Consider the following 14,440-nt stretch of genomic DNA (forward strand, 5'->3'; position numbering starts at 1 on the left):
AGATTCGGGCCGCGCCGGGGGAACGCGGTGCGGCACGCCGCGCCCAGGAACACGCCTGCCTGTCCGCGAGTTCACGGGCGACCTGCGGACCCGCGCATCCTGGCAGGATGCCGCGCCCCGCGTCTTCCCCGAGGACACTTCCGGTGAACCGACTCTTCTCCTCCCTCTGCTTCGCGCTGCTCGTCCCAGGCCTGCTCCTGGCGGCGCAGCCCCTGCCCAAGCCCGCGAGCGCGCCCGCTCCCGCCCCCCAGGGGCAGGGCGAAGCGCCCCCGAAGGAACCGCCCCCGCCGCCCGCGCCCAGGGAGACCGCGCGCGAGGCCGCCCGGGCGAGCGAGGGTGACGGCGGCACCCTGGCCCCCGTCGCCGCGGCGGACCAGCCGGACGCGAAGAAGGATGACTGGAAGGTGGACGCGCCCCCGGGCGTGGCCAGCACGCAGGTGCCCATCGACGTGCGCGAGGGCACGTGGATGAACGTGGACGTGAGCCCGCGCGGGGACGAGCTCCTCTTCGACCTGCTGGGGGACATCTACGCGCTGCCCATCGCGGGCGGCGAGGCGCGCGCGCTGACGTCCGGCGCGGCGTGGGACATGCAGCCGCGCTACAGCCCGGACGGGAAGTCCATCGCGTTCACCAGCGACCGGGGCGGCGGGGACAACGTCTGGGTGATGGACCGCGACGGCGGCAATCCCCGCGCGGTGACGCAGGAGAAGTTCCGGCTGCTCAACAGCCCCGCGTGGAGCCCGGACGGCCAGTTCCTGGTGGCGCGCAAGCACTTCACCGGCCGGCGCTCGCTGGGCGCGGGCGAGGTGTGGATGTTCCACCGCGCGGGCGGCGAGGGCGTGAAGCTCACCGAGCGCGCCAACGACCAGAAGGACCTGGGCGAGCCCGCGTTCTCCCCCGACGGCCGCTACGTCTACTTCAGCCAGGACGTCACGCCCGGGAAGTCCTTCGAGTACGACAAGGACCCCAACAAGGAGCTCTACGCCATCCAGCGGCTGGACCTGGAGACGAAGGAGGTGGAGCCCTTCGTCACCGGCCCCGGGGGTTCCATCCGGCCCACGCCGTCACCGGACGGCAAGCAGCTGGCGTTCGTGCGGCGCGTGCGCGGCAAGAGCGTGCTGTACGTGGCGGACGTGAAGTCCGGGGCGGAGCGGCCGCTGTATGACGGGCTCGACCGGGACATGCAGGAGACGTGGGCCATCCACGGCGTGTCGCCGGTGATGGCGTGGACGCCGGACAACAAGTCCCTGGTGTTCTGGGCGGGCGGGACGCTGCACCGCATCGCCGTGGCGACGAAGCAGGTGACGCCCATTCCCTTCCACGTGAAGGGCACGCGCACGGTGTTCGCGGCGGTGAAGGGCACCCGGCCGGTGGCGCCGGACCGCTTCGACGTGAAGATGCTGCGCTGGGTGCAGGTGTCACCGGATGGCAAGAGGCTGGTGTACCAGGCGCTGGGCAAGCTCTACGTGAAGGACCTGCCGTCGGGGACGCCGCGCCGGCTGACGCGGCAGAACGAGCACCTGGAGTTCTACCCGTCGTTCTCCCGGGACGGGCGCTCCATCGTCTACACGACGTGGGACGACGACGCGCTGGGCGCGGTGCGCGTGGTGTCCGCGACGGGCGGCGAGGGCCGCGTGGTGACGGCGCAGCCGGGCTTCTACGTGGAGCCCGCGCTCAGCCCCGACGGCAAGTGGGTGGTGTACCGGACGACGGGCGACGGCTACCTGATGCCGGGCACGTGGAGCCGGGAGACGGGGCTGTTCGTGGTGCCGTCCACGGGTGGAGTCGCGGCGCGCAAGCTGACGCGGGACGGGGAGCAGCCGCACTTCGGCGCGAAGTCGGACCGCGTGTACTTCCTGCACGTGGAGTCCAAGGACGTGGAGGACGTGCGCACGCTCAAGAGCATCGGGCTGGACGGCGGTGAGCCGCGCACGCACCTGACCAGCGGGGGCGCGCTGGAGATGCGCGTGTCGCCGGACGACCGGTGGGTGGCCTTCCGCGAGGACTTCAACGCGTACGTGACGCCGTTCGTGCGCGGCGCGAAGGAGGCCCGGGTGGGGCCGGGCTCGAAGGCGATGCCGGTGACGCAGCTGAGCCGTGACGCGGGCGAATACCTACACTGGTCCAGTCCGGGCGGGCGGCTGTCCCTGCACTGGGCGCTGGGGCCCAAGCTCTACACGCGGGCGCTGAAGGACGCGTTCACGTTCGTGGAGGGGGCGCCGAAGACGCTGCCGCCGCCGGAGGCGGACGGGGTGGACGTGGCGTTCTCCGCGAAGTCGGACGTGCCGGAGGGGACGCTGGCGTTGGTGGGCGGGCGGCTCGTCACGATGAAGGGCGAGCAGGTGGTGGAGGAGGGCGTGGTGGTGGTGAAGGGCAACCGCATCGTGGCGCTGGGCCCGGTGGGGAAGGTGGACGTGCCCGCGTCCGCGAAGATTGTCGACGTGAAGGGCAAGACGCTGATGCCGGGCCTGGTGGACGTGCACTGGCACGGGGCCATGGGCGTGGACGGGCTGATGCCGGAGCAGAGCTGGGTGCAGGCGGCGTCGCTGGCGTTCGGGGTGACGACGCTGCACGACCCGTCGAACCACTCGGAGACCATCTTCGCCGCGAGCGAGCTGGGCAAGGCGGGGATGCTGACGTCGCCGCGCATCTTCTCCACGGGCACCATCCTGTACGGCGCGGCGAGCGCGGACGCGCACGTCGAGATCGACACGCTGGACGACGCGCGCCGGCACCTGCGGCGGATGAAGGCGCTGGGGGCGTTCAGCGTGAAGAGCTACAACCAGCCCCGGCGCGACCAGCGGCAGAAGGTGCTCCAGGCGGCGCGCGAGCTGGACATGCTGGTGGTGCCCGAGGGCGGCTCGCTGCTCCAGCACAACCTGACCATGGTGGTGGACGGGCACACGGGGCTGGAGCACTCGCTGCCGGTGGCGCGCATCTACGACGACGTGCGCCAGCTCTGGAAGGGCACGAAGGTGGACTACACGCCGACGCTGGGCGTGGCCTACGGCGGGCTCATGGGGGAGAACTACTGGTACCAGAAGACGAACGTCTGGGAGGACACGCGCCTGTTGTCGTTCGTGCCCCGGCGCGTGGTGGACGGGCGTTCCCGGCGCCGCGTGATGATCCCGGACGAGGAGTTCAACCACCAGAACGTCGCGCGGGTGGCCAGGGAGCTGAACGACCTGGGCGTGAGCGTGCAGCTGGGCGCGCACGGCCAGCGTGAAGGCCTGGCGGCGCACTGGGAGCTGGCGATGTTCGTGCAGGGTGGCATGTCGCCGATGCAGGCCTTGCGCGCGGGCACGCTGAACGGCGCGCGGCACCTGGGCATGGACAAGGACCTGGGCTCGCTGGAGGTGGGGAAGCTGGCGGACCTGGTGGTGCTGGACAGGAACCCGCTGGAGGACATCTCCAACAGCCGCACGGTGCGCTACACGATGGTGAACGGGCGCCTGTACGACGCGAACACGCTGAACGAAGTGGGCACGCGGCAGCGCACGCGCGCGAAGTTCTACTTCGAGAAGGACGGCAACGAGGGCTGGAGCCCCCGGGCCAGCACGCACGCCAACGAACAGGTATGCGATTAGGCCTCGTGCTGGTGCTGTGTGGCGGACTCGCGGGCTGTGCAGGCAGCCCGCGACAGTTCCATTCCCAAAGCGGGAAAGCGCTGCCATGCCCACGAAAATGAAAAAGGCGTTCCCGGATCCGTCTTATCGGGATCCGGCCTGGAGTGCCTTCTGTGAAGAGGTATCGGAAGTGAGTGGCCTCGCGCCAAGGGACTGGCCCCGGTTTCGCGCGGGCATCAAGCAGGTGGAGCGGCGTCATGCGGGGCGGGTCCCAGCAGCCTCGCTGCGTCGCTACCTCGCTGAATCGGTGTTCTTCCGCGCCGCGCATTGGGGGCAGACCCCTCGGGTCGTCCGGGGCGCGCTGCGCGCCTATCTGAAGCATCCACTGGACACACGGATGTACTCGTACACGGCCGCGGAGTACTGGCAGTGGGCCTACAAGGTCTCCCCCGCGGACCTGCCCGCGGCGGAGGCCATGCTCGCGGAGGTCCGCGAGTACCTGCCGTCCCTTGACGACCACGAGCGCCGCCACACGGAAGGCCTGCTGGCCTTCCTGGAGCGCCAGCGCCGCTGACCTCTCAGCGGGCCGTCGCGGCCACCTGGGCCAGGGCCTGTTGAATCTGCGGCAGCGCGTAGGGCTTGGGCAGCACCACCACGCCCAGCCACTGCCGAGGGTCTCCGTCCAGCGCCGCGCGGCCGTGGCCGGACGCGATGATGATGCGCATGGCGGGCTTGCGCAGCGCCACCTCGCGCGCCAGCTCCACGCCCGACATGCCCGGCAGCGTCACGTCCGTGAAGAGCACGTCGAACGGCTCCGCCGCCAGCGCCACCCGCGCCTCCTCCGCGCTCGCCACCGGCATCACCGCGTGCCCCAGCAGGCCCAGCAGCTCGCTGGCGGACGCGCGGATGTCCTCGTCGTCCTCCACCAGCAGCACGTGCATCCGCCGCGCGGCCTCCTGCGTCGCCGCCGGAGCCTCCACCGCGCGCTCCGGCCACTGGAGCTTCGGCGTCAGCAGCCGCTGCTGCCGTTGGTCCAGCAGCGCCCGCACCTTGCGCGCCAGGTCCTCGCGCCGGTACGGCTTGGACAGGAGGTTCACGCCGGGGTCCAACCGGCCGCCGTGCACGATGGCGTTCTCCGTGTAGCCGGACGTGAAGAGCACCTCGATGTCCGGCTGCAGCGCCTTCGCCTGCCGCGCCAGCTCCGGGCTGCGCACCGGCCCCGGCATCACCACGTCCGTGAAGAGCAGGTCCACGGCCACGCCGCTCTGGAGGATGGACAGCGCGCTCTGCCCGTCCACCGCGCGCAGCACCCGGTAGCCCAGCTCCGTCAGGAGCTCCACCACCGTCGCGCGCACGTCCGCGTCGTCCTCCACCGCGAGGAGGGTCTCCCGCCCGCCCTCCACCGGCCCCGTCACCACCTCCGTCACCGGCGCCTCCGGCTGGAAGGCGCGCGGCAGGTACACCTTCACCGTCGTGCCGTGCCCCAGCTCGCTGTAGAGCTTCACGTGCCCGCCGGACTGCTTCACGAAGCCGTACACCATGCTCAGCCCCAGCCCCGTGCCCCGGCCCTCCTGCTTCGTCGTGAAGAAGGGCTCGAACGCGCGCTCCAGCACCTCCGGCGTCATGCCGCCGCCCGTGTCCGACACCGCCAGCAGCACGTACGGCCCCGCCAGCACGTCCGGGTGCGCCTGCGCGTAGTGGTCGTCCAGCGACGCGTTGCTCAGCTCCAGCGTCAGCTTCCCGCTGCCCCGCATCGCGTCGCGCGCGTTGATGGCCAGGTTGAGGATGACGTTCTCCAGCTGATGCGGATCCGCCAGCGTGTTCCACAGCCCGCCGCTGATGACCGTCTCCACCTCCACGTCCTCGCCCAGCGCGCGGCGCAGGAGGTCGTCCATGCCCTGCATCAGCCGGCCCAGGCTCAGCGAGCGCGGCTCCAGCGGCTGCCGCCGCGAGAACGCCAGCAACTGCCCCGACAGCCGCGCCCCACGCTCCACCGCGCCCAGCGCCGAGCGCACCCGCTGCAGGCCCCGCTCGTTGCCCGCCACGTCGCGCTGGAGCAGCTGGAGATTTCCGCCCACCACCTGGAGCAGGTTGTTGAAGTCGTGCGCCACGCCGCCCGTGAGCTTCCCCACCGCCTCCATCTTCTGCGCCTGCCGGAGCTGGTCCTCCGCCTGCCGCTGCTCGGTGACGTCGCGCCCGCTGGCGTACAGCACGCCGTCCTCGGGCACCGGCACCGCCGTCCAGGAGATGCGCCGGTAACCGCCGTGCTTGCACCGGTAGGCGCTCTCGAAGTTCAGCGTGGGATTTCCTCCCGCCAGGCGGGACACCTCGTCGCGCGTCCGCGCGTAGTCCTCCGGGCGCTCCAGCCACTGCGACGTGCGGCCCAGCAGCTCCTCCTCCGTCCACCCCAGCATCCGCGTCCAGGCCGGGTTGACGCTGAGGAGCTTCCCCTCGTCCAGGCTCCCCACCACCAGCAGGTCCTGGGACACGTTCCACACGCGGTCCCGCTCCCGCGTGCGCTGCGCCACGCGCTGCTCCAGCGTCTCGTTGGCCTGCTTCAGCTCCGACAGCGCCTTGAGCCGGGACACCGTCGCCCACACGCGGTCGGCCACGTTGCGCGTCAGCTCGATTTCATCCTCCGTCCACGGGCGCGGCCGCGCGTCGTGCAGGAACAGCACCGCCACGAACCGGCCGTGCTCCAGGAGCGGGATGTTGAACAGCGCCCGGATGCCCACCTGCTCCAGCGTGGCCGCGTGGGATGCCGTGCGCGGGTCCTCCCGCACGTCCGGGATGGCCACCACCTCGCCCTTGAGCAGGTCGTCCAGGAACACGCCGTAGTCGTGGAAGCGGTGCACGCCCTCCACGCGCCCCACGTCCGGCGAGGCCACCCAGTTCGGATGCATCAGCACCAGCCCATGCGTCGCGTCCACCGTGCCGTAGCCCGCGCGCGGCACGCCCATCAGCCGCCCCACCACCTCCATGGCCAGCTGCGCGGCGGTGTCCGGGGCCGAGGCCTCGCGCAGCCGGTCCGCCATCTCCAGCATCGCCGCCTGCCGCAGCTCCGCGCGCTTGCGCGCGTCGATGTCCACCAGCACGCCGGGAAAGCGCAGCGGCGCGCCGTCCGGGGACAGGACGCAGTGGCCGCTGGCCTCCACCCACCAGTACACGCCGTCGGCGCGGCGCACGCGGTACTCGGCGCGGTACGAACCGCCTGCCTGCAGCGTGCGCGCGATGGCCGCCTGCACGCCGGGCCGGTCCTCCGGGTGCATGGACGCCATGAATTGATCAATGGGCAGTCCCTCGCGCGCCTGCCGCGGGTCCAGGGAGAAGGAGCGCGCGAAGCGCTCGTCCGCGACGACGCGGTTGTCGGGCACGTCCCACACCCAGGTGCCGATGATGACCTCGGTGTTCAGCGCCAGCTGCACGCGCTCGTTCGCCAGGCGCAGGGCCTCCTTGGCCTGCTGTTGCTCGGTGACGTCCTGGGTGATGCCGATGAGCCGCGCCGGCTTGCCGGACGCGTCGTGCACCAGCGACGCCCGCCGGTGGATCCACCGCACCTCCCCGGTGTCCGGCCGGCGGATGCGGTACTCCACGGACGGGGGCACCTGTCCCGTGGCCCGCGTGTGCGCGTTGGACACGCGGTGCCGGTCCTCGTCCAGCGCGAGCGCCTCGACGACGGCCGCGGGCACGGTGTCCGTGCGCGGCAGGCCGTACAGCCGGCAGAACTCCGGCGTCACCGTCAGCTGGTGGGTGGCGATGTCCAGCGTGAACACGCCGATGCCGCCCGCCTCCTGCGCCAGCCGCAGCTGTTCGTGCTGCACGCGCGGCGCGTCGGCGTCATGGAGCGCCGGTGTCTCCGGGACCGCGGTGGCGGTGGGCGTGCCGGCGCCGTCCTCCAGCCCCGCGGCGCGCAGGCGGAGCCGCAGACGTTCGACCTCGGCCCGCAGGGCCTGTTCGGTGTCGGAAGGGGGCACGCTCATGAGCGGGGGACCGCGGGTCAGGGGGCGACCGACGGCCATGGAACTGTCGCCCGGGTCCCCAGGGTGGGCAACGGAGAATTCCGGGGGGTTCATTCCTCCGGAATCGAAGCATCCCCCTCCGAATCCGCGCCCGTCCGTGCCTGGATGAACGCCCGGATGTGCGTCACGAGCGCGTCGCGCCGCAGCGCGAGGAAGGCCGCTCCGTCGCCTTGACGCAGGGCGGCCAGGGCGTCAGGGCCCAGGGCGTGGCTGGGGAATACGACCGGCGGCGTCACGCCCGTGCGTACCAGCCCCAGCAGGGAGCGGCCCGGCGCGAGCACCGGGTGGAAGACCTGGTTCGCCAGCGTGAGCAGCAGGTCGCTGCCCGGGCCCGGCGGCGGCGCGCCGCCCGACAGCGGCGGCGGGAACAGGGGCAGGAACGCCACCGCGCCCTGGACCTCCAGCAGCGGGCCCGGCTCCAGCACGGCGCCGGTGAGCAGGTGCCGGGGCTTCAGCGCCAGGAGCGCGTTGGCCTCCACCCGGTCCGCCACCGACGCGAGCCCCGCCATGCCGGGCTGCGAATAGCGCTCCCAGCCGCGCGGCGGCGGCCCCACGCGGTGCAGCAGCGCGCGCACGGAGGCGTCCGCGTCCGGCGTGAGGAGCGCGAGCGCCGCTGGGTCAGGCGAGGAGCGGCTGCTGTCGAAGAGCGCGTGGCGCCAGAGCCAGTGCGACAGCCGCAGGCGGGCCGCGAGCGGAGGCTGGGGGTGCAGGTGGAAGAAGCGGCACAGCAGGGGCAGCGCGTCCGGTCTCGGCACCAAGTCCAGGTGCGGGATGCCCGCGTCCTCGCGGAGGAAGGCGAAGGCGCGGCCCACCGCGTGCGCCGTGCGCGCCAGCGCGGGGGCCCAGTCGTCCTCGGCGGCGAACTCCTCGCGGAAGTCGCGCGTGAAGTCCCGCCCATGCACCGCGAGCAGCAGCATGGGCAGCGCGTCATCCTCCAAGCGGCCGAAATCACGGGACGCGAGCCACGCACCCAGGTCCTCCAGGCTCTGGCAGGACGTCTCGAGTCGCCCGGGAGGGGTGGGTGTCATGGGACGTCTTGCGTAGCGGAGACTCGTGAACACTCACATCACCCGCGGGTCGCAATGCTCACTTCCCGCCTTGACGCTGCGAAGAATTTCTTTAAAGAATGCACGCACGTCCTCTTCTTCTTGGAAGATGGCGTATGTACCGGGCCTCGCGTTCCCCAACCGCGGAACCGGTGCGTGACGTCCCAGTTGAGCCCCGCGCGCCGCGTTCCCCCTCTCGGCGCGCGGTGGCCCCTGGGACTTCCACCTCGCCCCGCTCACTCTCCAGGTCCCCTCGAGGATTCGAGTGTCCACGTCCACCTTCGTCCTGCCCGTCTCGCTGGCCTTGCGTCTCCTCACGTCGGCGGCGCCCCAGAACACCGCCACCGCACCCTCCCAGGACCCCGCGCCGAAGTCGCCGGCCACGTCGTCGGTGAAGGCCGCGCCCCCGGCCATGTCGAAGCTGAGCGCCGCGCAGCAGACCACCGCGGGGCGGCTGGTGGGGCCCGCGCTCGCGGAAGGCCATGCGTACGCGCGGCTGGCGGAGCTGACGGACGGCGTGGGGCCGCGCCTGTCCGGCTCCGAGTCCGCGGAGGCCGCGGTGCAGTGGGCCCTGCGCTCCTTCCAGGCGGACGGGGTGAAGGCGTGGAAGGAGCCGGTGAAGGTGCCGCGCTGGGTGCGCGGCGAGGAGCACGGCGAAATCCTCCCCTCGGAGCGCACGCGCGGCCTGCCGCTGGCGCTCCTGGCCCTGGGCGGCAGCGCGCCCACGCCGCCGGAGGGCATCACGGCGGAGGTGGTGGAGGTGAACTCGCTGGAGGAGCTGGCGGCGCTGGGGGACAAGGTGAAGGGCCGCGTCGTGTTCTTCAACCACACCATGGCGGAGGCGGCGGACTACGGCCGCTTCGCGGGGCTGCGTAGCCGGGGCCCGGCGGCGGCGGCGAAGCAGGGCGCGGTGGCCGCGCTGGTGCGCTCGCTGGCCACGGCGTCGCTGCGCACGCCGCACACCGGGGCCACGCGCTTCGACGAGGGCGGCCCGCGCCTGCCCGCGGCGGCGGTGTCCGTGGAGGACGCGCTGACGCTGCACCGGATGCTCCAGGGCGGGGCGGTGAAGGTGCGGCTGGTGCTGGGGTGCTCGGAGCTGCCGGAGGCGGACTCGTCCAACGTGGTGGCGGAGGTGCGGGGCCGCGAGAAGCCGGACGAGGTGGTGCTGCTGGGCGCGCACCTGGACTCGTGGGACGTGGGCACGGGCGCGCATGACGACGGCGCGGGCGTGGTGATGGTGATGGAGGCCGCGCGGCTCATCGCGAAGCTGCCCCAGGCGCCCCGGCGCACGGTGCGCGTGGTGCTCTTCATGAACGAGGAGAACGGGCTGCGCGGAGGCCGCGCGTACGCGGAGGCGCACGCGAAGGAGCTGCCCAGGCACGTGGCCGCCATCGAGATGGACGCGGGCGGCGGGCGGCCCCTGGGCGTGAGCCTGCACGCGGGGCCGGGCGGTGAGGCGCTCTTGCGGCCGTGGATGGCGCCGCTGGAGGGGCTGGGCGCGGCCGAATTCCTGGTGGGCCACGCGACGGGCGCGGACCTGAGCCCCATGGAGCCCGCGCACGTGCCCTTCGTGGGCGTGCGCGTGGACAGCAGCCGCTACTTCGACGTGCACCACTCCATGGCGGACACGCTGGACAAGGTGGATCCCCAGGACCTGTCGCGCAGCACCGCGGCGGTGACGTGGATGGCGTACGCGCTGGCGGAGGCGCCGGGCACGCTCGCGCGGCCCACCGCGCCGGAGGCGGACGTGACGCCGCCGGGGAAGAAGTAGGCGCTACGCCTCCGCCGGGGTCTTGCGCGGCCCGCCCTTCCGGAGCGGCAGCTCCGGAAGCAGCAGCGTGACGAACAGGGCCGCCAGCGCGACGAGGATGGCGAAGCGGTACACCGCCATCGTCGCGCGGGTGAAGGACTCCTTGAGCGCGCGCTCCACGTGGTCCACCGTGGACAGCGCGCGGGCCTCGTCCGCGTCCACGCGCGCGCGGGCCTCGGGTCCCTCCCGCAGGGCCTGTCGCCGCTCCTCCTCGAAGCCCTCCCGCAGCTTCGCCTTCACCTGCTCCGGCTGGAACCGCTGGCCCCGCGGCGCGTCCTCGCCGCCCAGGCCTCCTGGCGCGGACGCGTGCAGCTCCCGTTGCACGTCCGGGGGCAGTCCTTGCGTGGCCTGCCGCGTGCGCGCGTTCAGCTCCCGGCCCAGCGTGCCCGCGAACACGGTGCCCAGCAGCGCCACGCCCACCGTCATGCCCAGCTGCCGGAAGAACGTGGTCGCGGACGTGGCCACGCCAATGCGCTGCTGCGGCACGGCGTTCTGCACCGCCACGGTGTAGAGCGGGATGGACGGGCCCAGGCCCAGGCCCACCAGCACCATCTTCACCGTGACCTCCGCCTGGCTGGAGTCGGGCGTCAGCGTGAAGCCCATCACCGCGAAGCCGCCCATGAGGAACAAGAGCGCCCCCACCATCAGCGCCTTGTAGCGGCCCATCCGCGACACCAGCTGCCCGGACAGCACGTTGCCCGCCACCACGCCCAGCGTCAGCGGCGTGAGCGTCAGCCCGGAGTGCGTCGCGGACAGCCCCACCACGTTCACCATGAACAGCGGCAGGAAGGTGACGGACGCCAGGAACACCGCGCCAATGGTGAACACCGCCGCGTTGCCCACGGAGAACGCGCGCAGGCGGAACAGCGACGGCTCCAGCAGCGGCTCCTTCGCGCGGCGCTCCCGCCACACGAAGAGGCCCAGGCCCACCGCCGACAGCGCGAACAGCCCCAGGATGGGCGCGGAACCCCACGCGAACCCTCCGGCCCGGGGCGTCGCCGCGCCATGGCCCAGGCTGAGCGCGAGCAAGAGCGGCACCACGCCCACCGCCAGCGCCGCCGCGCCCGGGAGGTCCAGCTTCCCGCCGTGCACGCCCTCCGGCTTGAGCGGCGGCATGCGCAGGAGGATGAGCGCCAGCGCGAGCGCGCCCACCGGCAGGTTGATGAAGAACACCCAGTGCCAGCCCAGCGCGTCGGTGATGAAGCCGCCGGCCAGCGGGCCAACGACGCTGGACAGGCCGAACACCGCGCCGAACAGGCCCTGGTACTTGCCCCGGTCGGCCGGCGGGAACAGGTCCGCCACCACCGCCAATGAGCCGGTGAAGAGGGCCGCGCTGCCCAGCCCCTGCACCCCGCGGCAGAGGATGAGCGCGAGCGTGGAGCGGGACACGCCGCACAGGAAGCTGCCGGTGAGGAACACGGCGATGCCAGCCACCAGCACCGCGCGGCGGCCCAGTAGGTCCGACAGCTTGCCCCACACGGGCACCATCATCGTGGAGGCCACCAGGTACGCGGTGGTGAGCCACGGGTAGTGCTCCGGCGCGATGTGGAGGTCCGCCTGGATGGTGGGCCCCGCCGTGGCGACGATGGTCTGGTCCAGCGCCGCCAGCAGCAGCCCCAGGAGCGCCCCCGCCAGCGTGAACGCCTTCTGGGAGCGGCTGAACCGCTCGGACGCCGGCGCGGCGTAGGGCTGCGGGACGGTGTCGGCGGTGGTCTCAGCCATGGCGCGCATGCATCCGCGCGAATCTGGGGACGGCGGTGGAGGCTGGCCACGCCCGCCTGCCTGGCCGCCCTGCCTCCGGGAATCCCCGTGAATGGAGGCGCGGAGAAGCCCGTCAGGGGGCAAGGGTCTTTTCCACGCCATGGGCGCGCGGCCCTATCCTCCGGCCCCTTCAAGGCGGGACGTGCCATGCCCGCGACCCTGTCCTGCCCGAGGAGTGACGCATGCGGATCCATGGAGCGCTGGCCTGCGCCGGGGTGCTGTTCCTGACGGCGGGCTGCAAGGACGACCCGAAGCCCCAGCCCGACGCGGGAGTGCCGGACGCCGGAGCCGACGCGGGCTCCCAGGACGACGCCGGCACCGCCGGGCCCACCCTCTCGGAGACGCCGCGCTGGCAGGTGGAGGGGGACGGCGTGGATCCGAAGGAGTGCTTCGGCCGGAGCGTGGCGCTGGGCGACGTCAACGGCGACGGCCTCCAGGACCTGCTTGTGGCCTCACCGCCGTGCACGAGCGGCCCCACGAACCCCGGCCGCGTGATGGTGTACCCGAGGCAGGCGTCCTACTTCGCGAAGACACCCGTCACGGCGAAGCTGTCCTGGGTGCACCCCAGCCCGCGCACGTCGGGCTACCAGCTGACGGTGTCCACGGGCGACATCGACGGGGACGCGTACGCGGACGTGGTGGTGAAGAGCTACTACGGCGTCAGCGTGTTCAAGGGCGGGCCGGACCTGTCCCAGGTGTTCGCCCAGCCGGTGTTCCGCGTGCCGGACTCCAGCACCCTGCGCTTCGGCAGCGCGCGGCTGCTGGACCTGGACGGCGACGGATTGGACGACCTGGTCGTCACGACCTTCTCCGGCAGCACCACGATCTACCGCGCGACCCCCGGTGGGACGGCCCCCTTCACCAACGTGCGCGTGCTGTCCGGCTACGCGTCGCCCGCGGGGGACACCGACGGGGACGGCGCCCAGGACCTGTTCATCGCCCTGTTCGACGAGGCGAGCAGCTACGGCCTCTTCCCGGGATGCAAGGCGGACAGCTCGCGCGTGTGTGATGGGCCGCTCACCACGCAGCCGGTGTGGAAGGGCACGGCGGAGGGCATGAAGTCCATTCCGGACCTGAGCGGGGATGGCCGTCCGGAGATGCTCGCCTCGCTCCGGGGCAGCGTGCGCCTGCACCTGTCGGACGCCTCCGTCCAGGGCTACTCCGCCACGCCCGCGTGGCAGCTGATGGACGACCCGGCCTTCCCCAGCGTGGCCGTCCAGGCCCTCCCCGTGGGCTCCATGGCCGAGGGCGGCACGGGCCACGACTTCGTCTTCACCGCGCTGGGCCGCGTGTACCTCTTCCGCCCCACGGCGAACCTGTCCGGTCCGCTGGAGCCCGTCTGGGCGTGGCCTCGCGCCAACCGCCTGCTGCCCCAGACGATGCTGGGCTTCAGCCTCCCCAACGTGGCGAGCCCCGGCGACCTGGACGGGGACGGGTACGACGACCTGGTGGTGGGCCTGTCGCAGGAGAACGACGGCACGCGCGCGCCGGGCCGGGTGGTGGTGTTCGGCGGCGGCGCGGTGCCAGCCTCGGAGGAGCCCGCGCCCGCGCTGGCTCCGACGAAGACGTGCAACCTCCAGGTGGATCCGGTGAACGGCAAGCCGGACCTCACGGTGGACCGGGACGTCATCGCCCGCACGCTCTTCATCGAGCGCCGCTCCTTCACGCAGGACTCCTGCGAGGTGCGCGAGGGCTGCGTGCCCGCGGGCGGCGAGCGGCGCCTCTTGCGCTTCACCACGTCCATCATGAACCTGGGCACCGCGCCCGCGGTGGTGCCCTCTCCAGAGGAGCGGCCGGACCTCTTCGTCTACGACGCGTGCCACCAGCACGACCACCTGGTGAACTTCGCCACCTATGACCTGAAGGACGCGGCGGGCAACACGTCGTCGGTGGGACGCAAGCAGGGCTTCTACATGGTGGACTTCACCCAGTACTGCGCGGACGGCACCCCGTTCGCCTGGTACGACCCGGGCACGGGCATCTCCCCGGGCTGGTCGGACGTCTACACCGCGGACACCGCCTGCCAGTGGCTGGACGTCACGGACACCCCGGATGGCGACTACACCGTGCGGGTGGGCGTGGATGAGAACCACATCATCGACGAACTCGACGCGCTGCCCAACGAGGCCACCGTCAAGGTGCGGCTGAAGGGGGACACCGTGACCGTGCTGCCCTGAGGCGGCGCGAAGAAGGTCCCCGCGCATCGTTTCTTGGCGAAGGGGCTCCTCGGGGACAGGG

General features: G+C 72.5%; 7 protein-coding genes. 4 read left to right on the forward strand and 3 right to left on the reverse strand.

Annotation, left to right across the window (positions count from 1 at the left end):
* The first annotated feature begins 143 nt into the window (after positions 1-143).
* A complete protein-coding gene (locus tag AABA78_RS34090) occupies positions 144-3,587 on the forward strand; it encodes an amidohydrolase family protein (protein WP_338269615.1) in 3,444 nt (1,147 codons plus the stop codon).
* 169 nt (positions 3,588-3,756) lie between these two features.
* Complete coding sequence (locus AABA78_RS34095) at positions 3,757-4,140, forward strand: hypothetical protein (protein WP_338269616.1); 384 nt, start codon at positions 3,757-3,759, stop codon at positions 4,138-4,140.
* 4 nt (positions 4,141-4,144) lie between these two features.
* Here AABA78_RS34095 and AABA78_RS34100 read toward each other — a convergent pair whose 3' ends face one another.
* Both AABA78_RS34100 and AABA78_RS34105 read right to left on the reverse strand, forming a co-directional pair.
* Positions 4,145-7,546 (reverse strand): hybrid sensor histidine kinase/response regulator, encoded by a 3,402-nt coding sequence (locus AABA78_RS34100; protein WP_338269618.1) that lies wholly within the window; start codon positions 7,544-7,546, stop codon positions 4,145-4,147.
* An 89-nt stretch (positions 7,547-7,635) separates the two neighbouring features.
* Positions 7,636-8,613, reverse strand: a complete 978-nt coding sequence (locus tag AABA78_RS34105) for a hypothetical protein (protein WP_338269620.1) — start codon at positions 8,611-8,613, stop codon at positions 7,636-7,638.
* A gap of 283 nt (positions 8,614-8,896) precedes the next feature.
* On the opposite strand from AABA78_RS34105, the gene AABA78_RS34110 reads away from it, so the two are divergent.
* Positions 8,897-10,402 carry a M20/M25/M40 family metallo-hydrolase gene (locus AABA78_RS34110; RefSeq protein ID WP_338269622.1) on the forward strand — a complete coding sequence of 502 codons (1,506 nt, stop codon included), beginning with the start codon at positions 8,897-8,899 and terminating at the stop codon, positions 10,400-10,402.
* Between the two features lie 3 nt (positions 10,403-10,405).
* On the opposite strand, the gene AABA78_RS34115 is transcribed toward AABA78_RS34110, so the two are convergent.
* Positions 10,406-12,163, reverse strand: coding sequence for an MDR family MFS transporter (locus tag AABA78_RS34115; protein ID WP_370469500.1), 1,758 nt, complete (start codon positions 12,161-12,163; stop codon positions 10,406-10,408).
* Between the two features lie 221 nt (positions 12,164-12,384).
* Between AABA78_RS34115 and AABA78_RS34120 the strand changes: the two genes are divergently transcribed.
* Positions 12,385-14,379, forward strand: coding sequence for a lysyl oxidase family protein (locus AABA78_RS34120; protein WP_338269625.1), 1,995 nt, complete (start codon positions 12,385-12,387; stop codon positions 14,377-14,379).
* Positions 14,380-14,440 lie beyond the last annotated feature (61 nt).

Origin of the sequence: Corallococcus caeni (assembly GCF_036245865.1) — a bacterium.
Taxonomy (GTDB): Bacteria; Myxococcota; Myxococcia; order Myxococcales; family Myxococcaceae; genus Corallococcus; species Corallococcus caeni.

What these genes read in the sequence shown, in the direction of transcription:
- AABA78_RS34100 (WP_338269618.1), bottom strand. Translation starts at nt 7,546, where the DNA reads ATGAGCGTGCCCCCTTCCGACACCGAACAGGCCCTGCGGGCCGAGGTC.
- AABA78_RS34105 (WP_338269620.1), bottom strand. Translation starts at nt 8,613, where the DNA reads ATGACACCCACCCCTCCCGGGCGACTCGAGACGTCCTGCCAGAGCCTG.
- AABA78_RS34115 (WP_370469500.1), bottom strand. Translation starts at nt 12,163, where the DNA reads ATGGCTGAGACCACCGCCGACACCGTCCCGCAGCCCTACGCCGCGCCG.
- AABA78_RS34120 (WP_338269625.1), top strand. Translation starts at nt 12,385, where the DNA reads ATGCGGATCCATGGAGCGCTGGCCTGCGCCGGGGTGCTGTTCCTGACG.